Raw genomic sequence first — 25,649 nt, forward strand, 5'->3', positions numbered from 1 at the left:
GAATCACATTACGACCTCTTGAAAGAAGGGCGGACTTGCACAGCAGGTTCGCCCTTTTTCGTTTTCGGCTTTATCTGGCTGGAGTGACCCTGACGAACAGCGGCGTGAAGTGCTCGACCTTGATGGGCAGGTTATCGGCCAGCGTAGCCAGGGCAGCATCGGTGTCATCCAGACGGAACACGCCGGATACACGAATCCCGCGAAGCGCCTCTTTATCAAACTGCAGAACGCCATGTCGCCAGGACTCAAGGGCCTGCAACACCTCGACCAGTGGCCGGTCATCCGCTTTGAGCATCCCGCGCGTCCACGCAGCCGGATCATCATTGCCGATGGCTGTGGGTATCTGTACCACGCCATCCTTGAGCGTCGCCCGTTGACCGGTGTTGACCCGAACGTCGGTCGAGCGATCAGCATTGGCGGCGATCGCCGACTCAAGCACGCTGACCTGAACTGAACCGTCCTGCTCTTTACGCACCACAAAGCGCGTACCCAGCGCCGTTATGGTGCCTTCACGCGTCTTGACCACGAACGGTCGCTGCGGGTCTTTGGCGACCTGCACCCACATTTCCCCGCGGTACAACTCAATGACGCGCTGCCGTTCGTCGAATTCAACGTCCAGTGCCGAGCCGCTATTGAGCTGCAACTCACTACCGTCGGTCAGCAAAATCTCACGTTTTTCGCCGGTTTCAGTGCGTTCGTCAGCCAGCCAGGCCGGCCCCTGATCAACACTGAACCAGCCAAAAACCAGCACACCCAACAAGGCAATAGCCTGCACCGGGCGATGGGAAATTCTCCGTTTGGCCGGGGGAAAAATCTTGCCCAATGCCTTCCTGGCGGGCTCGACGGGCAACTGCTCGAAGCTGCCCATGACCGCTTGCATGCGGGTCACCGCCAGTGCATGCCGAGGGTCTGCATGACGCCATGCGTTGAAGGCCTGCCGGTCAGCGCTGCTCACGGCATCGTCCTGCAGCAACGCCAGCCACTGCGCGGCCTGGCCGATCATCGACTCCGAGGGTTCGTGCTCTACATTCATGACATGTGGCCCGAACCATGCACAGTCTTATAGCAATGCACCAATACGCTGGCCATGTACTGCTTGACCATGCTGGCGGACACACCCAACACCTTGGCGATTTCGTTGTAGCTCAAACCGTCCAGACGGTTGAGTAAAAACGCTTCGCGGGGTTTGGGGGGCAAGCCCTCCAGCATTCGGGAGATTTTGTCGAGCATCTGCAGGGCGGCGTGAATCGCCTCAGGGCTAGGGATATTGGCATCGTCGGCGCTGAGAGCCAACGCCTCAAGGTAGGCATGCTCGATCTTGCGACGCCGGGCACCGTCGATCAGCAGACGCGTGGCGGTGGTGGTCAGGAATGCACGAGGCTCTTTAAGGTTTTGCGGTTCAGCGAGCGTCAGGATTCGGATGAAGGCGTCATGAGCAAGGTCAGCCGCACGCTGCGAACAACCGAGCTTTTTACGCAGCCACCCATGCAACCAGGAGTGATGGTCACTGTAGAGGGCAGTAAATTGCCGGTGACGAAGGATCAGGTCGTCATCGGGTGCAGGAGTGTCGCGCATGTGGCAATGCTTCTTAAACACGAAAAATTATCATTAACGCGGAAGATGCCATTATTCAGTCACAACGGCAAGCGCAGGAATTTTCCGATTTTTCACTCAACCGTCGAGAACTAAAGGGTCAAACGCCCAGTCAATTTATGCAGTCCCTACTGGCAGGTACCGAAAATGGATAATCCTTTTCAGCAGATTACCGACGTATTTCATCCTGACTACCGGGTGAACCTGAGCATTCAAGGCCTCGACGGCAGCATTATGCTGACGCTGTCGAATGAAACGGGTGTGGTCGCCAAACGCTTGATCAGCGCCGCACAGCGCAACGACCCCAAGCGTTTGAAGCGATTGATCGAAAGCGTGCAATTCGGTATCGCAATCGAGGAAGGTCACAGCGCTATCAAGATCCTGGCGGCCATGACCGACGGCGACGTGAAACGACTTGCGCCTCCACCCTCCAAGCTCGCTAATCTGCTGGCGACCCGCCCGCCGGTGTCGGTGGGGATTTGATGCCGGTTAAGTGCCTGTAAGCCTGTTTACGATAAATCATCACACCCCCATTCAGATCCTGCTGACGTCGACCGGCAGCAGGATCTGAATCTTGCGTGCGCATCGCCACACGCCTGAATAGCCCGCCCCCCACTACTCCCCTCCCCGTCGTTCTCAAGCTGATGGCTAGCTTGCCAGGCACCTGTTTGTCTTCGGTCACTGTTCAGGCGAGGTACAGACAAGGACTGTTACAACATTACTGAGACTAGGTTGTTGGGTGACAGGATCCTCCTGTCGCAGCGTCACTCCACCGACGGATAACTCCGAGGAGGCAACATGTTCTTGCGTTATGTGGCACTGATTGCACTGGTAACAGTGGCGTCCGGTTGCGTAGAAGAGCGAATCGTCCACCAACGAAGTCCGGTGCACCACGAGTACGTTGAGGTCGTGGCACCACAAGCCCCGCCTGAACGCATTGTGGAAGTCGAACCCGCACCTCGACCAGGCTATGTCTGGGCCCGCGGTTACTGGCATTGGGATGGAGCCCGTTATGTGCCTGTGCGAGGCCATTGGGAAGCTGAGCGCCCTGGCTATCGCTATGAGCATCCGCACTGGGAACGAGCAGGAGATGGCTGGCATTGGCATGCCGGAGTGTGGCTTAACTAGCTGTTGATAAAGCCTGTCCTGCAAGGCCCATAGGCCAGGCAGGACACGCAATCCCATCCCCTCAGCTTTCCGACTTGTCCTTCACCGACGGAAAGCGCGACGAAGCAAATCGCACCACCAGAATCGCAAACGCCAGCAGCAGAATCCCGCCGCACAGGTAGATGATCCCCAGATCAGGTGGCGCATGATGGGACACGTCGCTGATCAGCAACCGCGTCAGAGCGGTGATTGCAACGTAGATCAAGAATCTGATTGGCATGTGGTTGGTCTTGAAATAAATACCCACCATCGCTCCAAGCTCCAGATAGATGAACAGCAGCAGAATGTCATCAACGCTGACGCTGCCTTTGCCGATCATCTCTATGAAAGCCAGGATCGCGCCGTATGCCGTGATCGCCCCAATCCCGAAAAGTGCCAGGTAATGGAAAGCCTCTACGCACAGATTGCCAAGCGAATCTGCTTGATCGTGCAGAGTCTTGCGTAGCTTTTCAGCCCATTTCAGTTCTGACATCTTCAACTCTTCCTGTACAAAAATTGAGCAACACTTACCGGTCAATATAATGCCGCTTTGTAGGTGAAGCCTCGTGGCGCGTGATTCTCAAGCAGGAACGAGGCCATTAGCCAGGGTTAAGAGCGCGGCGGGTTGTCGCAAGGCACACGAAGGGAGTAAAAAAGATGCGTGTTCGCCACTATTCAAGCCGCGACGATTGGCTTATGCTTACAACTGTATAAACAACCAGTATTCGCAGAATCAGATCTTGCATCGTTGCAGGTCGGCATTTTGACCTGCAATACAAGCGTTGACCGTTTCACAAGCACAACCGGGGGCGTTCCCCTCCAATACTGCACCTGATTACGAGGCCTCACATGGCTGTTGAAACCCTATATCGCAGTACCCGCGACTTGGAGACTACATTCGTGGATCGTAAACTCGCCGATGCACACGACCAGATGCTCGAACTGGCAGAGTCGCTGACCGAGATTCTGATGAAGAACGTACCGGGCCTGACCGAGAAACAAGCTGAAGACACCAGTATCTTCATGGCTAAAAACCGCGTTGTATTCGCGGCTGCGTTCAAGAACAACGCAAGTGCGCTGGCCGAGTTGGGTCAGGAAGGCTGAATTCTCACAGGCCTTCAGGAGCTCATGAACAATGCGAGGCAGCGATAGCGTGTTGCCTGACACGCCGCCATCGCGGGCAAGCGCGCTCCTACAAATCTCCGGTTGCTGCGCGACAGCGCGGCTGTCTGGACGACGGTGACGCTCTCATCAAACGAAATGCAAATTAATGGATTGAAATGCATTTTCTGTAGGAGCTGCCGAAGGCTGCGAAGCATTTCTCCTCATACACCGCGATCGCAGCCTTCGGCAGCTCCAGGTCCAATGTTTGCCACGAGACACAAGGCAATCTCCTGCAAAAATAGTGGCATCCAGACTCACCAACACCAAAGCAATTGAGAAGCAGTCTCATCCATGATAGCCTCGCCGACACATTATCTGTGGCTGCCATGGGCGGCGAACTTTGCTTTTCAGAGCGTTTTGCCGTGCCCGATAAAGCCGCCAGGCTTAGCCTCTATCTTGCCCATCGTCCTGCGTTGATCAACTACGCCAAAGGGGTCTTGGGCGACCGAGCGAGCGCGGAAGATGTAGTGCAGGATGCCTTTCTGCGTTTCAGCGAGGCGACCAGCGCGGCACTGGAACAGCCCGCAGCTTATCTGTATCGAATCGTGCGCAATCTGGCGCTCGATACCATGCGCCGTCAGAACAGCGAAAACCGTCAGCAGCAGAGTCCGCCGCAATGGATGCAGCCCGGTCAGTTGCACTCTCCCGAACAGCAGTTCCTTCAGCAAGCAGACGTCAGTCGCGTAGCCGCGACCTTTGCCGACCTGCCTGAACAAACGCGTATTGCCGTCGAGATGCACCGGTTGGGTGGTTACACTCTGCAGCAAATCGCCAGCCACCTGAACATTTCGCTGTCCATGACTCACCGTCTGGTACGCGACGCCGTGGTTCAGCTGGCCTCCAGTATCGAGGTTGAACAGCCTGTTCAGGCCGTTCAACGCAAGGAGCGCCCACGTGCATGAGTTGACGCCTTCCAGGGCCAGCCTGGAACAGGCCAGTGACTGGTTACTGGAACTTCAGGCTGAACCCGCACGCTTCGAGGAATTCGATCACTGGTTGCATGCGAGTCCAGAACACCTCAACGCCTGGGCTCAGGTCAATCGCGCCTGGTCAGCCATCGAGCAGCCCTCGACCACAGTCCACTGGCCCGCAGCCACACAAGTCACACAACTCAGACCTTCGCGCCGTAAATGGTCGATGCTTGCAGTGGCCTGCGTCTGCGTCATAGCCGTGGGCGTCGCGTGGCTGAACAACCCGGACTGGCAGGCTGACTACCACACGGGCACCGGGGAAACCCGTGTTGTGCAGTTGACCGACGGCAGCCAACTGACCCTCGCCGCACGCAGCGCCGTAGATGTGGATTACAGCGGCAACACCCGACACATTACGTTGCTCAGCGGTGAAGCACTGTTCGACGTGGTACATGATGCCCGCCGCCCTTTCCAGGTCGACGCCAGTAACGTGGTTATCAGAGTCTTGGGAACATCGTTCGACGTGGCGCGCAGTGAGACAGGTACCAAGGTCGAAGTCCGCGAAGGTGCAGTCGGGGTCAGTGCAAACGGTTCGCCCTATCGCCTCGGCGCAGGTCAGCGCCTGTGGTTCGACGCCCTCCAGGGTAGCGTTCAGCAAACCGCAATGGCTCCCGACGAAGTCGCGACCTGGGTCAGCGGCCAGCAGTTTTTCGAAAACGCTACCGTGCAGGAAGTCGTCGAGCAATTACGCAAATATCAGCGTGGCTGGATTGTGATCGGTGACGATGCCTTGGGGCAGAAGCGAGTGACAGGGCTTTATGATCTGCGCGATACGCAACGGGCGTTGCAGGCTCTGGCCAAGCCGATTGGTGGCACGCTGGTGCGCTATTCGCCATTGTTGACGGTGTTGAAGTAAAGGCTGACAAACTCGGTGAGCTCCTACAGGGATTTCGTGTCCGGCTAAGCTGCCCGACAGACATCAAAGGCCACGCAAGCCTGCCCTACCCCTCTTTCAATAAATGCTCTGCCAACATGTCTGCAACCCGCGCCGGTGAGCGTTTTTCCGCCTGAGCATGCGCATATACCTCGGTCAATCGATAACCGATGCGAGAGAGATGAGCCGTGATGGTCCCCAGGTTTTCGCCTTGGTGCTGCAAAGCAACGTAAATAAGACCACCAGAATTGATCACATAATCCGGCGCATAAAGAATGCCGCGACTCTCAAGCTGATCGGCGACCTGCAGGCTACTAAGCTGATTACTGGCACCACCCGCCACCGCCGCGCAGCGTAATTGCGCTACCGTCTGGCTGTTGAGCACGCCGCCAAGGCCACAGGGCGCAAGAATATCGCAGGGCGTGCTGAGCAACGCTTCACAGGCAATGGGATGAGCACCGAACTGCTCCATGGCCAACTGCACACGGCCCTGATCCAGATCACTGACCAACAGATCTGCTCCCGCGGCATGCAACTGCTCGGCTAGCGCATAGCCCACATTCCCAAGGCCTTGTATGGCCACACGCAAGCCTTCCAGATTGTCGCTGCCCAAGCGGGCCATTGCCGTGGTTCGAATGCCGGTAAACACGCCCATGGCGGTGTGCGCAGACGGATCACCCGATTCGCTGGTGCTGGTCACGTGTCGGGTATGTTGCGCAATACAATCCATGTCGACGCTGGAGGTGCCACTGTCCAGAGCAGTGATGTAACGCCCGTTCAGACTTTCAATAAAACGGCCGAACGACTCAAACAGCGCCGCACGATTGGGAAGATGTGCCGGACGCATGATCACGGCTTTTCCACCACCCAACGGCAGCCCGGCGAGTACGGCCTTGTAGCTCATGCTTCGGGCGAGGCGTATGGCGTCTTCGATGGCGCTGTCTTCATCCGGGTAAGAAAGATAGCGACAGCCCCCCAAGGCCGGTCCTTTACGACAATTATCAATGGCGATCACTGCTTTCAGGCCGGTTTCCGGGTCGACGACCAGATGCAGCGACTCGACACGTGATGTATGCATGAGTGCGAACATCGACGGTGCTCCGGTATGTTTTTATGAACCGAGTATAGGCGTTTCGAAAAAAAATGACCGACCGCTCGATACATGGAATGAAACATATTCACGGGGCTATTTGGCGCTGGACGAAAAGCATCAGTGGGTCTAAAACAGGTCATGACTGCCAAGGTCTGCTCGGAGAGCGACATGACACCACGCCAACACTGCCTGGCTTGCCTGCAACGAACACCGTGCGATGTTTTCGAAGCGGCGCTGTGGATATCCGCCGAGCATGATCAGCAGTTCACGCCCGAACTGGCGCTCAACTGCATGGATGACCTGTTGCGACAGGTCAGAGCCGCCCTGCCGGATTTACCCGTCTCGGAGCTTGCTCAGCCCTTACTGCGACAGCTCAATACACTTGGCTTTGCTCAGGACGACTGGAATCCGCCAAAACCGCACTCGGCGTTGTTGCATAAAGTCCTGGAGCGCCGTCGAGGCCAGCCACTCGGCCTGGCGCTAGTGGCGATGGAGCTTGCCAGACGTCTGGATATCAAGCTCGAAGGTGTGAGCTTCCCGGGGCATTTTCTGCTGCGGGTACCGGGTGCCGATCATCTGTTGGACCCCTGCGGCGGCCGCAGGCTTTATCCCAAAGACTGTCGTGAGTTGCTGGCGCGCCAGTTCGGGCCGGACATGTCGTTGCGCGCCGAACACATGGCGCGGGCCACCGAAGTCAATATGCTGCAACGCCTGTCGCGCAACCTGCGACACCTGCATCAGATCAATGATGATTTTCTGGGCGCTCTCAAGGACGCAAATCGCGTGATGGAACTGGGCCCGGCAACCACCGCCGACTATCTCGCCCGCGCCAGCTTGTATCGCACGCTGGAATGTCCCCAGGCCGAGCGTTACGACCTGGAGCATGCCTTGATGTTGAGTGACGACGCCGTTCAGCGCTTGAGACTCACCGAACGATTGGGCCAGTTACCTCATGGAAGGGCGATTCATTAAGCAAAACCGGGATGTGATTTGCGCAACGCCCATCCCAATGCTTTGTACCCCAGACCAGCGCTCGATTGTGCGAGGTCTTTTGCACCCGAAGCGCCAAGCACCAGGCCAAAGACGCCCCAGACATAATACGGAGTTGCTGCGGCCCGGTCCCCATCAAGATAAGCCAGGTATCCCCGGGCAAGACCGATAGAGGTATTGAGCAAGCTCCACGCCAGCGCAGCAGGCGGGAATGGAAGCAGCAGAATCGTGCCAGTCCACTTAACCAGCGTGTAAAGGTTTTCAGCGAAGGTCTCTGCCTTGCTGAGCGATTGCTCATCCACGTCCTGGATCATGCGCTCGATCATGGCGTCATGCAGAGCCTGCAGGTCTTGAACCTGGTCATTGGTTCCAATGGTCAGCGACTTGAGTGCCTGCTGTGGATTTTTGACCAGTGCCGAGAAGAACGTGCCAATAGCCGGCTGATTTTTATAACTGACCCGATTGTAATAATAAGTATCCATCCCTGGAGAGTTCAGGGTGGAAATGAAAATACCGTAATTTCTGAAGCGAATGCCGTCGGGCGCGTCAGGCGTATAAATCAGATTGTAATCTGCGTCACCAGTGCCATTGGTTTTGAAAGCGAACACCCCCTCGATCAAGCATCCGTTCAGGTACAGTTGGTTGAGCGAACTGTTACCTGCACCTGACGTCCCATTCCGGCCAGATTGATCCGGATAGACCGTCGAGAGCAGGCTTATAGCCCATTGATACTGTGCCTCGGTGAACCCTTGCTCCAGATAGGTGATGACCACGTCACGCCGCATCTGATAGAAACTTCTTTGAGCAAATAGCGCCCTCCTCTTCGCATGCTCGGGCTGCTGCCGGTCACTGTAGTCTTCCTTGAGTATTTCGATGTATCGCTCGCCAAGTGGCGCGGCCAGCACTTCTCTTATAACCGGCATGGACAACTCTGAAAGATCCTGCCCCGTGGAGGAATACATGGGCGCTCGCTCATCCAGATTGTAGATAAAGTCATTCATGAGCAACTGCGTCAGGGAGACCAGATCAGTGTGAGGGCCAAAATCAGGTTGAAGCTTTCGAGTGCGGCTATTTAAATCGAAATAAACCGTATCCGTATTGACGATCAGCTCGACCCCCATTCTTTTCAAAACATTCGAGATGTAGATCTCTCCCGAGAGACGGGCAAAATGACGATAGGAAATAAGCTGCATACTGTTTTTGTAGCGTTTCTGCAGAAAATCGATTCGAGCTTCGCACAACGCCAACTGTCGGCGATATGTATAGGTTGAGGTATTCCGTTCGCCCCCGACGACCCTGGGCAGTTCGGCCAATTGATAATCGAGTTTCTTGCTTATCAACGCGGACATAATGCCCTGAAAGTCTGGCTCCGGCATGGCAACAGAACGCACATCCTCTTGATTCCACAAGGTCGGCTTCTGACTGACGGCTTGCATGAACGCGGCGGTGGCATCCTGAAAAACGGGCGCAGATTGAGCGATGAGGTATTCCCGGCCACTAGGCGTGGCTGACCATTTCGCAACTTCATGGTAGAGGTGACGCCAACTGCGAAACTCGAACATATCGCGCCCACCAGGCGCACCGGGTGCGTAAAGCACATAGTGTTGATCCGTGCTGGTTTCTTCGCTGAACACAATGACATCGCGTAACTGATTACCCATCTTCCCGACTTCCAGTGCTCCGGTTTTACGCGTAACTCCTTGCTCTTGAACATCACCCCGCAACGCCCAGACCAATTCCACGCTCTTGTCCGAAATATGGTGCTGCAGTTTTGCTGCCCAGGTACTCAGCGCCAGTCCACTGTCACGTTGATGCAATAGTGCTCGCTGGGTATCAGGCTGACGGTAACAAGCCTCAAGCGCTTGCCGATAGCGGTGCCGCAAGTCCAGATCAGCAACCAGCTCTTTGACAAACTCAAAGGTAAACCCAGGGTGACTGCTACCCCGAGGTAGCTCCACGCGGGCGTCAGATTCCGCAGTAATCAACGGCAGGCCATTCAACGCATATTCAAACAGCGACTTGCGATAAACGGGACTCAAATCGCCTGTCGGGGAAGACCATCGATCTTTCAAGATAATGAATACTTTTCGAGTGTCCACCCGGTAACCAAGATGCTGCCGAACATAGTCATCGACTTTCAGTAACGCATAGTCCTCGAGCGATTCCAGCCCCGCAAACAGGTGGCTTGCCGCTTGGGCACGGCCACGGTATTCACTGTCGAATACGTCATAGTCAGCCTTTTCATTATTACTGGCGTGCTTCAACCAGCGTGGCGTGTTCAAGGCTTGCAGGCGTTGCATGTGCGAGTGAACGCTTTGCCGCCGCGACTCGTCGAGGGGGGCGAAAGTCTGAGACGTGTTCACAGCGTTCAGAAATCCCGAAACACTTTCGCCACGGCTGCTCTCGATCAGGAAGTGAAGATCCTCCTGTTGCCTGACCCGCAATGCCTTGACCAGATTGCTTACCAAATCAGAGGTCGGGCTGTACTGAATCCCAATGTCCGAGGCCTCCGAAAACAGGTCGGCTTGTGACAGTAAAAGGTCTTCTAGCAAGTCGCTGCGGGCTCCTGGATCGGAGAATCGTTCGAGGAGCTTTTCGCTGAGCAATGAAAGCGAGCTGAATTTTTCTACGCCGTGCCTGGCGGAGAGTAAAAACACCGACCCAAACTGCTTGCCAGACTTGGCGTTTCGTCGGCCTGAGGCTTCAAGTTGATCACGAAAGTACTGTGCAACAAAGCAGGCGCATGACCCGGCATGACCAACGAAACACGGTGCAGGCCTTCAGCCAGTGGATCATCAATTATCCAGTCCAGCCGGCTTTTGTCCTGCTCGTCCAGATTGCCGCCAAGGTGGCTTATCTCCACCTCACTGAGACATGCAGTGCGCTGTAGAGAAGCCCAGAGCTTTTGACGCGTAATAAGCTGCCCCGCAGAATCCGGATCTTTTATACCCTGCGACCAGAACTCATCCAGCTCATTTAGATAGTGTTCAGACAGGCGCTCACGGGTGTAAGTTAATATTGCCTTGAGACCCTCATCGTCGATGTTCCTTGCCAGAAACGCTTCATCCACGGTGTCGTGGCGGGTATACAGCGCAACGAGATCACTGTGAGATACATCCATGCCGTCAATAAGCGTTTGAATCATCCCGTCCGTGAGAGAGATCGAACGCAACAACGTACCGTCCGTGGTTCGTTCATTGAGAAACAGGATGTCAGGGTTGTAATCGACCCCAGCCTTGAGCAGAGCTGCGCCTATGAGTGTTCGCGCCGCTTGACGCAAGCCTGGCAAAGAAGAAATTAATTCGGCTGCCTGGGCTGAGGCTTCACACAGTCGGCCCAGAGAAAAGGATATTTGCGAAGAGGACGAAACAGAACCCGAGGACGTGAAACGCGATGCGACAGAAAGATCATTCATGATAGAGCTCCAATAGAGCGGTCACGTCCAAGAGGCATCCAGCCAAATGAAAGAACACGTGAACCGCCGAAAACACGTTCATAAGACGCGTTCGATGGATCTATTTTGCGGTATCTATTGATGCCCCCGAGGACAGAAATTGACGGGAAACGCGAGTTAGCCTGACAGACGCTTTACCGGTGGCTGTAAGCAATCCCGTAGCGACCATTGCGTTTACTGCAACACTCCATATCTCGAACCACTCTTTTTCAGGGTCCAGCGAGTCACTATCATCCGGCCCACGTTGATTTTGAAGCTCCTGGATCTGCGTAATATTTAGCCGCTGCCCGTGCAGCGGCTTTTTTTCGCCACTACCTGATAGGCTTCAAAGCTTGTTGCTTGGGAATTTCACCTGCATCCTCCCGACGTTTGCGTGTAACGCTGTCGTAGCTGTCGCCCGTGGCACCGAAGTGCTGCAGGCACTTCAATACGTGTACGGCTCGCACATAATCAGGCATCAACAGCTTTGCGTATTTATCGCCTTTAAGAGACTTCGCCTTTATCTCATCAATCTGCGTAACGAAAAACTCCAGCACATTTATTTCTTCATCGGGGTTAGAGGGATTACCGTCTTTATCAAACTCCAGCGCAGCGCGACCTAACAAATCGGCAGTCAGATTATCAATCAAGCCAAATGAATAGAGTTGCTTGCCAACTTTATCGAGACCAGAGGAGCTGATACTTTCCGGATTAAAGCCTTTGAACATCGGTTTTAGCTTGCCTAACTCCATCTTTGTCGTGTTAAGCGCCGTACGATTTTCGCCGATCTCGTCAAGCATTCGACTGACTTCAGCGGCACGATGCCTGACGGCAGGTTGAGTGGGTAATGGTTTAAAAGTTACGGGTGGAAGTTCTGGAATATACCATCGGCTCATGATCATGCTCCTGCAATGAAAGTTCCTGTATCGAGGAGCATATCGGTGCCTGACACGCAGACTTTATAGGGGATGGACTGCAGATTTAAAATCCAGAGAAGTACTACATTTGAAGTGGAAAAGCCTTACACAGCATCAATATATTTCAGACAACTTATTAATAACATAGGAAATATCACCATTATAAGTTTTCATCCTGCTCCCCCATAACAGCGCCTGACGAACACATCCACCACTCTTGTCAAAAAGAATGCCCACTCGGAAATGGAAATACGTTTTCTGTAGGAGCTGCCGAAGGCTGCGAAACATTCATCCTGACACACCGCGATCGCAGCCTTCGGCAGCTCCTACAGGCGAGACAGCGCGGTGCCATCGACACCGGGGCAGCTCTCATCAAGCAACATGCAAACCGCTGGATTGAAATACATTTTCTGTAGGAGCGCGCTTGCCCGCGATTGTATTGGGTCAGGCAACGCATTTTCCGCTGACGCACCGCATCGTCCGAACGCTGCCCAGACCAAGCGCGCTCCTACAGGGCCCCGTTTGCTGGGCGACAGCGAGGTGTCAGGGGTACCGGACAACTCCTACGGATCCATCGCTCCGCAAGAGCGCCTTTCGCCACTCAATTAGCACCACTCACACTGCATACTTCTGCAAATGAGCCATCATTTCTTTAAGTGCTTCCATGTTGTCCTGCGGATGGACCGCTTCATTGAAGTCACTGATAACTTGCCATTGAGCTGCGACGTCTTCCGGGCTGAAGCCGGCACGGGGATCGAAGCCCGCACCAAGACTGCGTTCCCAGCGAACCTTGCCGATCCAGCCGCCACCCACTTCGAATAAACCTGCGGTGTCCTGACACGTTTCGCTGCCCAGATACACCACCAACGGGCTGACCAGTTCCGGCTTGAGCAGTTCGAACACGTCAGGCGGGAGCAGCCCTTCGGTCATGCGGGTTCCGCCGGTGGGAGCGATAGCGTTGACCAATATATTGTTTTTACGTCCCTCCAGCGCCAGGGTACGAGTCAACCCATAAAGGCCTAACTTGGCCATCGCATAATTGGACTGGCCAAAGTTGCCGTAAATACCGGAAGTGGATGAGGTGAAAATCACCCTGCCGTAATTCTGCTCACGCAGGTGCGGCCAGGCGGCATGGGTCACTTTGTAAGCGCCTTCCACATGAACCCGGTAAACCAGATCCCAGTCGGCGTCATCCATCTTCGCAAAGGACTTGTCGCGCAAGATACCGGCGTTGTTCACCAGCACATCAACACGTCCAAAATCGTCCAGAGCGTTCTGGACGATTTTGTCGCCGTCGGTCACCGAGTCATGGTTGGCGACAGCGATACCGCCCGCCTCACGAATTTCGGCTACAACGCGGTCGGCTGCCGAAGCATTGGCGCCCTCACCGTGCGCCGAACCGCCAAGGTCGTTGACCACCACACGCGCACCGTGACGGGCGAACAACAGAGCATGAGCACGGCCAAGGCCGCCGCCTGCCCCCGTGACAATGACGACCTTGTCTTCAAAATGAATGGCATGACTCATGATTGACTCCGGCAAAGGATTGCAAGAGACCAGTGTCATCCACCCATGCAGCAGTCACAATCAACACAATCGATGCTGAATAGTGCGCGATAACGGAGCGGGATAATTTAGAAGTCCCGCACGCAGTGTCAGGCGCGCAACCGCTCGATCAGCGTAGCCAGCCAAGGTTCGGCGTCGGTCTCCGGAGTGACGCTTTCACTGCCATCCAGACGCAGCATTTCCTGGACTTCATTCACACCCAGCTCGGCAAACAGCTCACGAATCAGCTCGCCCCCGCCACAGAAAGTGTCGCCATAGCTGGCGTCGCCCAACGCGATCACTGCGCCCGGCAGACCGCGCCAGGCAGCTGGCAATACGTCGCGAATCTGCGAATAAATAGCCTGAATATTATCGGGCAGCTCGCCCATACCGGTGGTCGATGTCACGCCCAGTAGCGCTTGCGGCTCAAAGGCCTGAAGCTCGGCCAGGGTCACGCGAGGGTTGTGCAAGACTTCAAAACCAGCGTCACGCAGGATCTTCCCGGCATGACGAGCGACTTCTTCAGCCGATCCGTAGACCGAACCGGAAATAATGGCGACTTTCATGAATCATCCTGTAGCAACGTAAAAAACGTTTGGCATTATGCCCCAAGTGGCCTCATGACCTAGAATGCGGACTTTGCTTCTTCGCTCCGGATACTTTTATGATCAACGCAAAACTGCTGCAGCTAGTAGTTGACGCCTCCAACGACGGTATCGTCGTCGCCGAGCAGGAAGGTGAGGACAATATCCTCATTTATGCCAACAAGGCATTCGAAACCCTGACGGGCTATGCCGTCGACGACATTCTGTATCAGGATTGCCGTTTCCTGCAGGGTGACGACCGCCATCAGGCGGCGCTGGACCATATTCGCGAAGCGTTGATCAACAAACAGCCGTGCCGCCAGATCGTGCGCAATTACCGCAAGGATGGCAGCCTGTTCTGGAATGAACTGTCGATCACGCCCGTGTTCAATGAAGCTGATCAGCTGACTTATTTCATCGGTATCCAGAAAAACGTCACGCAGCAGATCGAAGCCGAACAGCGAGTGCTGCAGCTGGAAGCGGAGCTGAAACTGGCACGCGAAGAAATAGATTCATTGAAAAGTTGACGAATGGATGTAACAAAACGTTGAATTAAAGGTCTGCTTCCTCAATAACGGGTTCCTTCGAGCTCCATCATGCCCCACGAAACGCTACTCACTCAGGCTGAGCTGGATTTCATCCAGAGCATGCAGCACAACCCCAAGCTGAACGTGCGCGATGCGACACGTAGCCTGACTGTGAACGGCGGAAGGCAAATTCAGGATTTGCTGACACGTCTGGCTGCTCATGAGCAAGTCACGATCCAGGCGCAGTTCGATAACCAGCAAATGACTTTCCCGCTGCACCTGGTGGAAGACGAATTTCACGCGCTGCATCTGGAACTGGGCGCACCGTCTATCTTCGAGGAAGGGCCACGCATCCGTCCATGGCGTCTGACGCTGCCGGAACCGGTAGCGCTGGAGACAGAGAAAGGCGCACAGACCGCGCTGTGGGTGCATGAGATTTCGTTCAAAGGCGTGCTACTGGAACACCGCAAGACCACGCGGCCTCCCAAGCTCTTCAACGCCTGGTTCGTTCCACCAGGGCACGCGCCGATTTCCATGCGAGGCGCTTTCGAGCGTCTTACCGAGTCAGGTCTGGCAGCTTACCGGTTGAGCGACCGGAACAAGGAAGACACTGAACGTCTGCGTCAGTACATCCTGCAACAGCATCGCAAGATGTACCCGACGATGCACCGCGGATAAGCATTACCCTCAGCTATCAAGACGCCCCTTCAGAAACAATTGCAGCCCACGCTGCATGGCGACCCCCTCGCTGCCGATGCAGGCAACCGGCGAGCCCTCCAGCTCTTCACGGGCAAGATCCGCCCCTTCGCCCGCCAACAGCAGCGGACAATCCAGTGCCAGCGAGAGACGCTTCAGACGACGAGAAAAGTCCGGGGCTGGCGGATGATTGCTGTAGAGCACCACGGCTACGGGCTCGACCTTGCCGCACACCAGCGTCAGTTCTTCCAGTGGCTGCCCGAGGGCCAGCACTTGAATGTCCAGATCCGGGCTGCCAATCAATAGCCCGGCAACCCACAGCTCCAGTTCCCGGCACTGCTCAGGCACGGCAGCGAGAATGACCTTGTGCGCAGCCGAGCCACGAGCGAACTGCAAGCGCTGCGATGTTCGTGCACGCAGGAAGTTGTCCAGAAACAGCCACTCACTGGCCTGACCGAACTGATCATGGTGCAGCAGCAACTCTCGCCAGACCGGCAGAAAAATGTCTTCGAACACCACCGTCAGCGGATAAGTCGAGAAGACCCGGCCGTAGAGTTGCTCAAGGCGCGCTTCATCAAACGTCCCTACTGCCTGTTTTATCTGCTGCTGCAATTGCGCCCAGTCACCGGGCAGAACATCGCTATCAAGTGCCGATGCCTGGAGCCGGACGTCATTGGTTTTCTCCAGAATCTTGCCGACTTTGCTCACCGCGACACCGCGCTCGATCCAGCCAAGAATGCTTCGCACTTCGTCGATATCGGCCTGTGAGTAAAGACGATGCCCGCTTTCTGTGCGAGTCGGCTGAATCAGACCATAGCGCCGCTCCCAGGCACGCAAGGTAACCGGGTTGATGCCCGTGATACGGGACACTTCGCGAATGGGGAAGAGTTCTTCTTGCTTTAGTCCGGAGCAAGGGTCCAGGCCAGTAGCGGATTCAGTCATGACGAGGATCGCTTGAAAACAATCGGCGCATTGTACGCCTGCACCGGGCTTATTTCGCAAAAACAGGGCCTGAGAAGGCTATTCGTCAGGGAATTACTGCCGCCCTATAGCTTATTCAAGGATTTCAGGAATAATCCTTGCTTGCTTGAACAACGAAGCTGACGCCGCCCACCACCCCGGAGCTGCGTCATGTGACTTCCTTACCCGGGAATCTCACTCGTTTATCGGAGATACATAATGTCTACCACTCCCGTCACCTTGCTGGTTGCACGCCGCGTTGCCCATGGCCGCTATCAGGAGCTGATCGCCTGGCTGCATGAAGGCGAAAGACTGGCCACCGACTTTCCCGGTTATCTGGGCTCAGGCGTGCTCGCGCCGCCACCCGGAGACGACGAATTCCAGATTATTTTCCGCTTTGCCGACGCTGAAACCATGCACGCCTGGGAGCATTCCGCCTCCCGAAGCTCCTGGTTGGTGCGTGGCAGCGGCCTGTTTGCACAACCTTCAGAGCATCGCGTCAGCGGGATCGACGGCTGGTTCGGCGCTGCTGGCCAACGCCCACCACGCTGGAAGCAGGCCGTAGCCATCTGGCTGGCATTCTTTCCGGTGTCGCTGCTGTTCAACTTCGTGCTCGGCCCGTTGCTCAATGACTGGCAATTGGTACCACGCATCATGATCAGCACAATGATCCTCACGCCGCTGATGGTCTTCTGGTTCATCCCGCTGTCGACCCATCTGCTGGCCGGCTGGCTGAATCCAACCGGGCCTGAGCAGCCAGCGCGATCGGAATCAGCAGCCAGCCGGTAACGAAGCGTTCGGCCTTGCAGCCACATTTCAATAGCAGGTGCCGATAGAGGTTTTCAGGGGCGGATGGGCCTTCTGCTTGCTCTCGTCTCTGACCTGTCCGGAGTAGAGCAAGCACCTTTAAACTTTGTTACAGTTACATCTTGTTTCTCTCTCATACTATCCGCGAGCGCAAGATGGTTTTTCCTCAAGCTCCGATCCTGATTACTGGTGCTAGCCAGCGCGTGGGGCTCGAGTTAGCAATCGAACTGGCCAAAGCGGGCCACTTCGTAGTCAACGCCAGCCGCAGCATTGCGCACACCCCTGAACACCCGAACATAGTCTCGTTTCAGACGGACCTGCTACTTGCAGAAGACCGGATGGCACTTGTCGGCTATCTGAAAGCCAATTACACCGCTCTTCGAGCCGTGATTCATAACGCGTCACTTTGGCTCGATGACGGCGTCGACAATCTGAACACCATGTTCAAGCTGCACATGGAAGCGCCCTATCACTTGAATCATGAGTTGGCCCCCCTGCTGACCATGAGCGAGAAGTCGGACATCATCCATATCTGCGATGAAACCTCATCGCGAGGCAGTAAAAGCCATATCGCCTACGCAGCGACGAAAGCTGCACTGCAGAACATGGTTCTGTCGTTCGCCGAAAAGCTCGCGCCTGATATCCGGGTCAACGCCGTCTTGCCGGGCCTGCTGATCCTCAAGGAAAACAGCGATGAGGCCTATCGCAGCCAGACACTTAAAAAAGCCTTGCTCGAGTTCGAACCCGGCTCCAGACCTTTGATCGATGCGGTGTTCTATCTGCTCAATACGCAATACAGCACTGGAAGCAGCGTGGTCGTTAATGGCGGCCGGCATCTCAAGAAAGGGATTTGAAAACGCGCTTCAAATCCCTCATGTTGGCGGGGCTATCATGCTTCGCCTCCCCCCATTGAAAGTGGCAGGAATGATATGACTGACCAACAACGCCTTGAACTCGAAGCAGCGGCCTTTCGCAGGCTCGTTGCGCATCTGGACAGCCGCAAGGATGTGCAGAATATCGATTTGATGAACCTGTCCGGCTTCTGCCGTAATTGCCTGTCCAAGTGGTACAAGGCAGCCGCCGACGAGAAACACATTGAGGTCAGCCTCGATGAGGCTCGCGAAGTGGTTTACGGCATGCCGTATAGCGAGTGGAAAGCCCAATACCAGAAAGAAGCCAGCGTCGAGCAGCAAGCGACGTTTGCCAAGGAAACCAAGCATGACTGATCTGAACACCCTGCGCGCCAGCCTCGACAGCGGCGAACATCTCTTCGCTGACACCCTGGCATTCATCGCCGCTGGCTATGATTACCAGCCACAGGCGTTTACCAACGGCGGCGTGGTAAACGCTGCTGGCCAGAACGAAGGCTCATGCAAGACATTGGGCCTGGCGCTGCTGGAAGGCCTGAGCGACGAACAGGCGCTATTGGCTTTTGGCGAACATTACCGTTCGGTTGTCGCTACGCCAGACGGCAGCGATCACGGCAATATCCGTGCACTGATCGCCAATGGGTTGGCAGGCGTGAAGTTCGCGGGCGAGCCGCTGACGCGCAAGGCTTGAGCCTGCAGGATCAAAAACAAGATAAGTATATGAATTGAAACGCTTTCCTGTAGGAGTGAGCTTGCTCGCGATAGCGGTAGATCTGTAGAGAAATGATCGTCTGACCTAACGCTATCGCGAGCAAGCTCACTCCTACAGAATTAAGTGTTTTCTCCACCGACAGCGCTGTATCAAGGAGATCGCGGGACCCCATGCGGGAGTTTCGCGTCAAAAAAAAACCGGCCTGGGCCGGTTTTTTTATTGCTGCTGAACAGCCGCTATCAGAACGAAGCGTTCGCCAGGCCGTCCAGATACCGCTCGGTATCCAGTGCAGCCATGCAGCCTGCGCCAGCCGAAGTGATTGCTTGACGGTAAACGTGGTCAGCCACGTCGCCTGCCGCAAACACACCCTCAACGCTTGTTGCAGTGGCATTGCCCTCACGGCCGCCCTGCACAACCATGTAACCGTCTTTCAATGCCAGTTGGCCTTCGAACAGTGAAGTGTTTGGCGTGTGGCCAATGGCGATAAACACACCATCCACTTTCAGCTCGGAGGTGCTGCCGTCGTTGTTCTTCAGACGTGCGCCAGTCACACCCATGTTATCGCCCAGCACTTCATCCAGTGTGGCGTTCAGCTTGAGCTCGATCTTGCCTTCGGCAACCCGGGCATGCAGCTTGTCGATCAGGATCTTCTCGGCGCGGAAAGTCTCGCGACGGTGAACCAGAGTCACTTTGCTGGCGATGTTAGCCAGATACAGCGCTTCCTCAACAGCAGTGTTGCCACCGCCCACTACCGCCACTTCACGGTTACGGTAGAAGAAACCGTCGCAGGTTGCGCAGGCCGAAACACCTTTGCCCATGAAGGCTTCTTCAGAAGGCAGGCCCAGGTAGCGAGCGCTCGCACCGGTAGCGATGATCAACGCGTCGCAGGTGTAGGTGCCGCTGTCGCCTTTCAGGCTGAACGGCTTGCCAGCCAGATCAACAGCATTGATGTGGTCGAAGACGATTTCAGTCTCGAAACGCTCAGCGTGTTCACGCATACGCTCCATCAACACCGGGCCGGTCAAACCATGCGGATCGCCAGGCCAGTTATCAACCTCGGTGGTGGTGGTCAACTGACCGCCAGCCTGCATGCCGGTGATCAGCAAAGGCTTGAGATTGGCACGCGCGGCATATACCGCAGCGCTGTAACCGGCAGGGCCAGAGCCGAGAATGATTACCCGGGAATGACGTACATCAGACATGACAGACTCCTATCGACCGACCATTGACGCCGTGGTCGTACCGGCTGGAATAAAAAGGATCGCCGATAAGCACTTGGGGAAGGCTCAGAAACACGGCAATCCTGGAAAAATTGAGGCTGCGACCGAAGCCGCAGCAACGTGTTACAGGCTAGTAGCGTTTTCGGCCAGGTAATCAGCAACGCCTTTTGCGTCAGCTTTCATGCCTTTTTGACCCGGACGCCAGCCCGCTGGGCAAACTTCGCCGTGTTCTTCGGTGAACTGCAGCGCTTCGACCAGACGGATCATGTCTTCAACGTCACGACCCAGTGGCAGGTTGTTCACCACCTGATGTTGAACAACGCCTTCACGGTCGATCAGGAACGAAGCACGCAGTGCTACGCCAGCATCATGCTCGATGCCGTAAGCGCGGGTGATCTCGTGCTTGACGTCAGCAACCATGGTGAACTCGACTTCGCCGATGCCGCCTTTCTCTACCGGGGTGCTGCGCCATGCGTAGTGAGTGAACTGCGAGTCGATGGAAACACCTACCACTTCAACACCCAGCTCGCGGAATTTAGCGATGCGGTTGTTATGGGCGATGATTTCCGAAGGGCAAACGAAGGTGAAATCCAGAGGCCAGAAAAACAGCACAACGTATTTGCCACGCAGCGAGGACAGTTTGAAGCTGTCAACGATGGAGCCGTCGCCCAGCACTGCTGCTGAATCGAAATCCGGTGCCTGTTTGTTTACCAGTACGCTCATGATGTCTCCTTGGAGGATCAAATTTGAAAGGGATAGGTTGAGAAATTGGTGGCCAGCCTATCGGGGCTGCAAAGATTAAGGAAATATCGTTTCACAATCCACCTCATAGGCAATCCCTATTCCGATAAGCCCTTGATTCAAGCCGGCAGGAAAATTTTACGCTCATGGGGTTGTTACTGCGATGTCGGCTGTCACCCAGATGCTTCGTTTCAGCAGGATCACCCCAGTCTCCATGGCTCCCGCTAAACATAGAACAGGTTCTATGTTTGCTGCGCGACAGCGTGGTGTCAGGGGCACCTGGGCGACTCCTACAAATCACTCATCTACTGCTCAGTGTCAGGGGCACGAGATGAACCCAGGTCGCTTTCACCCGCCACGTAAAGCCGGTAATGTCGGCGGGTTTTCCACCATTCGGAGGCTGCCATGCCTGCTCCCGCTCTCTCGGGCCCGCAATATCTGCGTGAAGGCCTGAAACTGGTGCTCAGCCCAGGCCTGCGTCTTTTTGTGCTGCTGCCGCTGACCATCAACTTGTTGCTGTTCGGTGGCCTTATCTATCTGGCCATGCATCAGTTCAGCATGTGGGTCGATACGCTCATGCCCGAACTGCCAGGCTGGCTGAGCTTCCTCAGCTATATTCTCTGGCCACTGTTCGTCGCCCTGGTGATATTCATGGTGTTCTTCACCTTCACCATGCTCGCCAACATCATTGCCGCACCATTCAACGGCTTCCTCTCGGAGAAGGTGGAAGTGGTCGTGCGCGGCACTGATGACTTTCCACCCTTCAGTTGGGGTGAACTGATTGCCATGGTGCCACGCACCTTCGGCCGGGAAATGCGCAAGCTGGGCTACTTCCTGCCTCGCGCCCTCGCCCTTTTCATTCTGTCGTTCATCCCCGTGGTCAACCTGATTGCCGCGCCATTGTGGCTGCTGTTCGGGGTCTGGATGATGGCGATCCAGTACATCGACTATCCGGCAGACAACCATAAGCTGGGCTGGAACGAAATGCTCGCCTGGCTGCGCGCCAAACGCTGGCAGAGCCTGAGCTTCGGCGGCATCGTTTATGTCGCGCTGCTGATCCCGGTAGTCAACATCCTGATGATGCCCGCGGCTGTCGCTGGCGCGACTTTATTCTGGGTCAGGGAACGAGGCGAAGAAGCGTTACTGACGCATAAATCCTGAAACTAATAAAAAGGCCCTTGATTGGGCCTTTTTATTATCGCCCCCAGAAGTCAAGCCCAACCAAACTTATCGGTAATTAATATAAAAAGAAACATCCCACACATCTATCCAACACTTCCTACAAACACCAAAAACGCCATTAAAACTTGACCGGCAAACCATTGCCTTTTAATGGCAAACGCCTGCCGACGCCCTACAAAACTCTTTCTGTAGGAAGTTTACGTAGGAGCATAATTCCGTTTTCCATCTCGCCCTTTTTCATTAGCTTTTATCACTGCTCTATTTCCTACACGAAAGAATCTGGCACTCCTGTTGCTAAGACAGTTATAAAACAAGGAGTGAGCAAAACATGGAAATCAAGGCAAATCCCGTCCACCCCAATGCTGCAACCGCGCCGAAGAAAAACCCACAGGAAGACTCCTCAGGGTTCGCGAAAATCCTGAATAACGTGACCCAATCAAAACCCGCTCAAAAAATCGAAGCACAGCCCGCCGCATTGTGCCGCCAGATCAAACCGCGTTCACACCTGCAACTGACCAGTCTCAACCCAGTAGGCACCCTGCACAAACCAAAGCCTGCGGCTCTGGAAACAATCGGCGAGTCGCGGATTTTACCGTTTGTTTTATCGACTACACGCTAGACATGCGGATCAGGAGCAGTAATGAACATCAACAATCCAGGATATATCGAACGGCGGCCTGTCTCTGACAGACTTAATGAAAGTATCAAACCAACCAACAGGTTTTCACAACGAAACAAACACAGTCTTGAAGAACCTCCATTCGCAAGAACACTTAAAGAAAAAACAGGCTCAGTGGAAACCCCGGTCTACGCCCGGAGCGTCTCAACAAAAACGGAATGCAATCGCTTAATGAATGAAATTTTGTCAAATCCTGAAGTCGCCGACATGCGGGTAAGGGATTACGCCCATGAATCACTCGGCGTAGTAGCCTACAGCATCGCGGAATACCCCATTCTCAGGCTTGTAACTACAGGAGAAATTTATACGCCAGAAGTACAAGCAGAATACGATAGCACTTGGAAAGAATGGCAATACGGCCGACTATCACTTTATGAAACTGAGCTTTCCAAAGGTACTCCAGCGGCGGAAATACTCAAAAAACTATGGCAGTACAATGACACGATGCCTGCTGATTTTCTAAAGCGTGCGGGCTGGTGACAGGACCATAAGAGACAGGGCTGAGATAATCATCAGCTAACGGTGGTGACATTTTTGAGCGGCTGCACCTCCCGGTCACAAATCCATCACCCCCCCGCCACATAACCGAAATCATTGCAGCCGACACTGGCTGTCATGAGCCAAATTCTTCACATCACGTTAATTACTGAAACCTTCGCCCCCGAGATCAATGGCGTTGCCAATACCCTGGGCCGTTTGTGCGATGGGCTGCGGCTGCGTGGGCACCGGGTCGAGCTGGTGCGGCCTCGTCAGTCTGGCGATGTCGGGCTGGCTGCAGATGATTTGATGCTGTGCCGCGGCTGGCCGATTCCGGGTTATCCGGGGCTGCAATGGGGGCAGTCGTCAATGCACAAGCTGTTGCGCCGTTGGCAGCGGCAGCGTCCGGATGTGCTGTATATCGCCACTGAGGGTCCGCTGGGGCTGTCGGCCTTGCGGGCGGCGCGACGTTTGGGAATTACCGTGATCAGCGGTTTCCACACCAACTTTGCCCAGTACACCCAGCAATACGGTATGGGCTTCATGAACCGCCTGCTGACTCATTACCTGCGCTGGTTTCACAATCGCTCCAAGATGACCCTGGTACCCAGTGTCAGTCAGAAAATAGCGCTTGAAAGACGGGGCTTCGAACGTATCGAGCTCTTGTCACGCGGGGTGGACAGCGCGCTGTTCCATCCTTCGAAACGCTCGCAGCCACTGCGCGAAAGCTGGGGGCTGAACACCGGTGATATCGCCGTATTGCATGTCGGAAGACTTGCGACCGAAAAAAACCTCTGCCTGCTCAAGTCCACCTTTGAAGCGCTGCGCAACAAATACCCGCAACGCCAGTTGAAACTGGTGATTGTCGGTGACGGCCCGCAACGCGCAGCGCTGCAACAGCAACTTCCGGAGGCTATTTTCTGCGGCACCCAGCGCGGAGAAACACTGGCTGAACACTACGCATCAGGGGATGTTTTTTTGTTCCCGAGCCTGACCGAGACCTTCGGTAACGTTGTGCTGGAGGCCCTGGCGTCGGGGCTGGGTGTCGTGGCTTATGACGAAGCCGCGGCAGGGCAGCATATTCGCCACGGCCATAATGGCGCGCTGGCCATGCCGGGCGACGAGGCCGCTTTCATTGATGCAGCCTGCTGGTTGCTGGAGGACAGCGAAACCTTGCGTCGCGTGCGCCTTAATGCGCGGCAACACGCCAGTCGCCAGGGTTGGGGAGCAATCATTGATCTGTTCGAGCGCAAAATGCTCAGTGCCTGCCCGACACCAGAACCGGCAAAGCCTGAACCGGTCCATGGTGCCGAGCTGAAGCTCAAACGCTAGACCAGCGTGGTCAGCGCGTCGCGACTGAAGGGCAGGATGTCCTGCTCGCGGCCTTCGCGGACTTTCACGGCCCAATCCGGATCCACCAGCAACGCACGTCCGACGGCGACCAGATCAAACTCTTCATCGCCAAGACGCTTGAGCAGGTTCTCCAGGCTGGCGGGCTGAGCGATCTTGTCGGTGTTGACCATGAACTGCAAGAACTCGCCATCCAGCCCGACACTGCCCACGGTAATGGTCGGTTTGCCGGTCAGTTTCCTCGTCCAGCCGGCCAGATTAAGGTCCGAGCCTTCGAACTCCGGCTCCCAGAAACGCCGCGTAGAGCAGTGGAAAATATCGATGCCAGCGTCAGACAATGGCTTTAGAAACTCATCAAGCGCCTCAGGCGTTTGCACGAGACGCGCGCTGTAATCCTGCTGCTTCCACTGTGAAAAACGAAAGATGATCGGGTAATCAGGGCCGACCGCGGCTCTGACGGCTTCAATCAATTCGATAGCGAAGCGCGATCTGTTGGCCAGGCTGCCGCCGTACTCGTCGTCACGTTGATTACTGCCCTCCCAAAAGAACTGATCCACCAGGTAGCCGTGGGCCCCATGGATCTCCACGCCGTCCATGCCGATGGTTTGAGCATCCTTGGCAGCCTGGGCAAATGCGGCGATGACTTCATCAATGTCCTGCTGGCTCATGCCATGCACGACGACCTGACCATCCTTGAGCTTTTCCATCGGACCGTAGGCCGGAACGCTGGCATCCGGCTCCGTTCCCAGACGGCGCACGGCACCCACATGCCACAGCTGCGGGACGATCTTGCCGCCCTCGGCATGAACCGCCTCGACCACTTTCTTCCAGCCAGCCAATGGCGCATCACCGAAGAACTGGGGCACATTCGGGTAACCGTTGGAGGCTTTGTGATTGACGGTGGTGCCTTCAGTGATGATCAGGCCGACACCTGCTGCAGCGCGGCGTCGGTAGTACTCGATCACTTTCGAATTGGGGACATGTCCGGGCGAGAAGGAGCGGGTCATTGGCGCCATGACCACCCGTGACGACAGCTCAAGGCTGCCCAGGTGGAAAGGTTTGAACAGGGCTTTGACCGGCATGCGAGGCTCCTTGGTGATCATTTCGAATCATCAAGGA

Annotated in this window: 29 protein-coding genes; 16 read left to right on the plus strand and 13 right to left on the minus strand. The window is 55.5% G+C overall.

Going from position 1 to position 25,649, the window contains the following annotated elements; translation table 11 throughout:
- Positions 1 to 70 precede the first annotated feature (70 nt).
- Complete coding sequence (locus K3169_RS23965) at positions 71 to 1,033, minus strand: FecR family protein (protein ID WP_263268320.1); 963 nt, start codon at positions 1,031 to 1,033, stop codon at positions 71 to 73.
- Positions 1,030 to 1,575 carry a sigma-70 family RNA polymerase sigma factor gene (locus K3169_RS23970; protein ID WP_263268322.1) on the minus strand — a complete coding sequence of 182 codons (546 nt, stop codon included), beginning with the start codon at positions 1,573 to 1,575 and terminating at the stop codon, positions 1,030 to 1,032. Before K3169_RS23970 ends, K3169_RS23965 begins: the two co-directional genes overlap by 4 nt.
- A gap of 165 nt (positions 1,576 to 1,740) precedes the next feature.
- On the opposite strand from K3169_RS23970, the gene K3169_RS23975 reads away from it, so the two are divergent.
- Both K3169_RS23975 and K3169_RS23980 read left to right on the plus strand, forming a co-directional pair.
- A complete protein-coding gene (locus tag K3169_RS23975) occupies positions 1,741 to 2,076 on the plus strand; it encodes a DUF3509 domain-containing protein (RefSeq protein ID WP_027899580.1) in 336 nt (111 codons plus the stop codon).
- 315 nt (positions 2,077 to 2,391) lie between these two features.
- Entirely contained in the window at positions 2,392 to 2,721 is a 330-nt protein-coding gene (locus K3169_RS23980) for a YXWGXW repeat-containing protein (RefSeq protein WP_027899579.1), read from the plus strand.
- Positions 2,722 to 2,782: 61 nt separating this feature from the next.
- Here the strand turns inward: K3169_RS23980 and K3169_RS23985 are convergent, their stop codons facing one another.
- Positions 2,783 to 3,232 carry a phosphate-starvation-inducible protein PsiE gene (locus K3169_RS23985; protein ID WP_027899578.1) on the minus strand — a complete coding sequence of 150 codons (450 nt, stop codon included), beginning with the start codon at positions 3,230 to 3,232 and terminating at the stop codon, positions 2,783 to 2,785.
- A gap of 356 nt (positions 3,233 to 3,588) precedes the next feature.
- Between K3169_RS23985 and K3169_RS23990 the strand changes: the two genes are divergently transcribed.
- From K3169_RS23990 to K3169_RS24000, 3 genes are all read left to right on the plus strand, one after another.
- Positions 3,589 to 3,843 (plus strand): YebG family protein, encoded by a 255-nt coding sequence (locus K3169_RS23990; RefSeq protein ID WP_027899577.1) that lies wholly within the window; start codon positions 3,589 to 3,591, stop codon positions 3,841 to 3,843.
- A gap of 386 nt (positions 3,844 to 4,229) precedes the next feature.
- Positions 4,230 to 4,805 (plus strand): sigma-70 family RNA polymerase sigma factor, encoded by a 576-nt coding sequence (locus K3169_RS23995; RefSeq protein WP_241154061.1) that lies wholly within the window; start codon positions 4,230 to 4,232, stop codon positions 4,803 to 4,805.
- Positions 4,798 to 5,730, plus strand: coding sequence for a FecR family protein (locus K3169_RS24000; protein ID WP_263268323.1), 933 nt, complete (start codon positions 4,798 to 4,800; stop codon positions 5,728 to 5,730). The genes K3169_RS23995 and K3169_RS24000 overlap by 8 nt, the downstream gene beginning before the upstream one ends.
- An 85-nt stretch (positions 5,731 to 5,815) precedes the next feature.
- On the opposite strand, the gene K3169_RS24005 is transcribed toward K3169_RS24000, so the two are convergent.
- Positions 5,816 to 6,838, minus strand: coding sequence for a Glu/Leu/Phe/Val dehydrogenase family protein (locus K3169_RS24005; RefSeq protein WP_263268325.1), 1,023 nt, complete (start codon positions 6,836 to 6,838; stop codon positions 5,816 to 5,818).
- Between the two features lie 171 nt (positions 6,839 to 7,009).
- Between K3169_RS24005 and K3169_RS24010 the strand changes: the two genes are divergently transcribed.
- Positions 7,010 to 7,813 (plus strand): SirB1 family protein, encoded by an 804-nt coding sequence (locus tag K3169_RS24010; protein WP_263268327.1) that lies wholly within the window; start codon positions 7,010 to 7,012, stop codon positions 7,811 to 7,813.
- On the opposite strand, the gene K3169_RS24015 is transcribed toward K3169_RS24010, so the two are convergent.
- The 5 genes from K3169_RS24015 to K3169_RS24035 all read right to left on the minus strand — a co-directional run bounded on the left by K3169_RS24015 (position 7,810) and on the right by K3169_RS24035 (position 14,292).
- Positions 7,810 to 10,488 carry a dermonecrotic toxin domain-containing protein gene (locus tag K3169_RS24015; protein WP_263268329.1) on the minus strand — a complete coding sequence of 893 codons (2,679 nt, stop codon included), beginning with the start codon at positions 10,486 to 10,488 and terminating at the stop codon, positions 7,810 to 7,812. The genes K3169_RS24010 and K3169_RS24015 overlap by 4 nt on opposite strands.
- Positions 10,458 to 11,246, minus strand: a complete 789-nt coding sequence (locus tag K3169_RS24020) for a hypothetical protein (RefSeq protein ID WP_263268331.1) — start codon at positions 11,244 to 11,246, stop codon at positions 10,458 to 10,460. The genes K3169_RS24015 and K3169_RS24020 overlap by 31 nt, the downstream gene beginning before the upstream one ends.
- A gap of 350 nt (positions 11,247 to 11,596) precedes the next feature.
- Positions 11,597 to 12,160: a hypothetical protein gene (locus tag K3169_RS24025; RefSeq protein WP_141562239.1), complete on the minus strand. Its 564-nt coding sequence runs from the start codon at positions 12,158 to 12,160 to the stop codon at positions 11,597 to 11,599.
- Between the two features lie 636 nt (positions 12,161 to 12,796).
- Positions 12,797 to 13,708, minus strand: coding sequence for an SDR family oxidoreductase (locus tag K3169_RS24030; RefSeq protein WP_263268332.1), 912 nt, complete (start codon positions 13,706 to 13,708; stop codon positions 12,797 to 12,799).
- Positions 13,709 to 13,836: 128 nt separating this feature from the next.
- The gene (locus tag K3169_RS24035) at positions 13,837 to 14,292 is read right to left on the minus strand and encodes a flavodoxin (RefSeq protein WP_027899570.1); all 456 of its coding nucleotides are present in this window, start codon (positions 14,290 to 14,292) and stop codon (positions 13,837 to 13,839) included.
- Between the two features lie 98 nt (positions 14,293 to 14,390).
- Here K3169_RS24035 and K3169_RS24040 point away from each other — a divergent pair, with 98 nt between their 5' ends.
- Positions 14,391 to 14,837: a PAS sensor domain-containing protein gene (locus K3169_RS24040; protein ID WP_027899569.1), complete on the plus strand. Its 447-nt coding sequence runs from the start codon at positions 14,391 to 14,393 to the stop codon at positions 14,835 to 14,837.
- A 69-nt stretch (positions 14,838 to 14,906) separates the two neighbouring features.
- Entirely contained in the window at positions 14,907 to 15,515 is a 609-nt protein-coding gene (locus K3169_RS24045) for a hypothetical protein (RefSeq protein ID WP_027899568.1), read from the plus strand.
- A gap of 9 nt (positions 15,516 to 15,524) precedes the next feature.
- Here the strand turns inward: K3169_RS24045 and K3169_RS24050 are convergent, their stop codons facing one another.
- Positions 15,525 to 16,475, minus strand: coding sequence for a MerR family transcriptional regulator (locus K3169_RS24050; RefSeq protein WP_231677639.1), 951 nt, complete (start codon positions 16,473 to 16,475; stop codon positions 15,525 to 15,527).
- A 237-nt stretch (positions 16,476 to 16,712) separates the two neighbouring features.
- Here K3169_RS24050 and K3169_RS24055 point away from each other — a divergent pair, with 237 nt between their 5' ends.
- The 4 genes from K3169_RS24055 to K3169_RS24070 all read left to right on the plus strand — a co-directional run bounded on the left by K3169_RS24055 (position 16,713) and on the right by K3169_RS24070 (position 18,860).
- The gene (locus K3169_RS24055) at positions 16,713 to 17,282 is read left to right on the plus strand and encodes an antibiotic biosynthesis monooxygenase (protein WP_027899566.1); all 570 of its coding nucleotides are present in this window, start codon (positions 16,713 to 16,715) and stop codon (positions 17,280 to 17,282) included.
- 173 nt (positions 17,283 to 17,455) lie between these two features.
- The gene (folM, locus tag K3169_RS24060) at positions 17,456 to 18,154 is read left to right on the plus strand and encodes a dihydromonapterin reductase (protein ID WP_231677637.1); all 699 of its coding nucleotides are present in this window, start codon (positions 17,456 to 17,458) and stop codon (positions 18,152 to 18,154) included.
- Positions 18,155 to 18,229: 75 nt separating this feature from the next.
- Entirely contained in the window at positions 18,230 to 18,526 is a 297-nt protein-coding gene (locus tag K3169_RS24065; protein ID WP_099270462.1) for a DUF1244 domain-containing protein, read from the plus strand.
- Positions 18,519 to 18,860, plus strand: coding sequence for a HopJ type III effector protein (locus K3169_RS24070; protein ID WP_263268337.1), 342 nt, complete (start codon positions 18,519 to 18,521; stop codon positions 18,858 to 18,860). The genes K3169_RS24065 and K3169_RS24070 overlap by 8 nt, the downstream gene beginning before the upstream one ends.
- 260 nt (positions 18,861 to 19,120) lie before the next feature.
- Here the strand turns inward: K3169_RS24070 and trxB are convergent, their stop codons facing one another.
- A complete protein-coding gene (gene trxB, locus K3169_RS24075) occupies positions 19,121 to 20,083 on the minus strand; it encodes a thioredoxin-disulfide reductase (protein ID WP_027899562.1) in 963 nt (320 codons plus the stop codon).
- 141 nt (positions 20,084 to 20,224) lie between these two features.
- Positions 20,225 to 20,824, minus strand: a complete 600-nt coding sequence (locus K3169_RS24080) for a peroxiredoxin (RefSeq protein ID WP_027899561.1) — start codon at positions 20,822 to 20,824, stop codon at positions 20,225 to 20,227.
- 423 nt (positions 20,825 to 21,247) lie between these two features.
- Between K3169_RS24080 and cysZ the strand changes: the two genes are divergently transcribed.
- From cysZ to K3169_RS24100, 4 genes are all read left to right on the plus strand, one after another.
- Complete coding sequence (cysZ, locus tag K3169_RS24085) at positions 21,248 to 22,003, plus strand: sulfate transporter CysZ (RefSeq protein ID WP_027899560.1); 756 nt, start codon at positions 21,248 to 21,250, stop codon at positions 22,001 to 22,003.
- A 349-nt stretch (positions 22,004 to 22,352) separates the two neighbouring features.
- The gene (locus K3169_RS24090) at positions 22,353 to 22,643 is read left to right on the plus strand and encodes a hypothetical protein (RefSeq protein ID WP_263268339.1); all 291 of its coding nucleotides are present in this window, start codon (positions 22,353 to 22,355) and stop codon (positions 22,641 to 22,643) included.
- A 21-nt stretch (positions 22,644 to 22,664) separates the two neighbouring features.
- The gene (locus K3169_RS24095) at positions 22,665 to 23,183 is read left to right on the plus strand and encodes a hypothetical protein (RefSeq protein ID WP_263268341.1); all 519 of its coding nucleotides are present in this window, start codon (positions 22,665 to 22,667) and stop codon (positions 23,181 to 23,183) included.
- A 135-nt stretch (positions 23,184 to 23,318) separates the two neighbouring features.
- On the plus strand, positions 23,319 to 24,512 hold the full coding sequence (locus tag K3169_RS24100; RefSeq protein WP_027899557.1) for a glycosyltransferase family 4 protein: 1,194 nt from the start codon (positions 23,319 to 23,321) through the stop codon (positions 24,510 to 24,512).
- On the opposite strand, the gene K3169_RS24105 is transcribed toward K3169_RS24100, so the two are convergent.
- Positions 24,509 to 25,612: an NADH:flavin oxidoreductase gene (locus K3169_RS24105; RefSeq protein WP_231677631.1), complete on the minus strand. Its 1,104-nt coding sequence runs from the start codon at positions 25,610 to 25,612 to the stop codon at positions 24,509 to 24,511. The genes K3169_RS24100 and K3169_RS24105 overlap by 4 nt on opposite strands.
- Between the last annotated feature and the right edge of the window lie 37 nt (positions 25,613 to 25,649).

This window comes from Pseudomonas phytophila (assembly GCF_025643095.1).
Taxonomy (GTDB): domain Bacteria; phylum Pseudomonadota; class Gammaproteobacteria; order Pseudomonadales; family Pseudomonadaceae; genus Aquipseudomonas; species Aquipseudomonas quasicaspiana.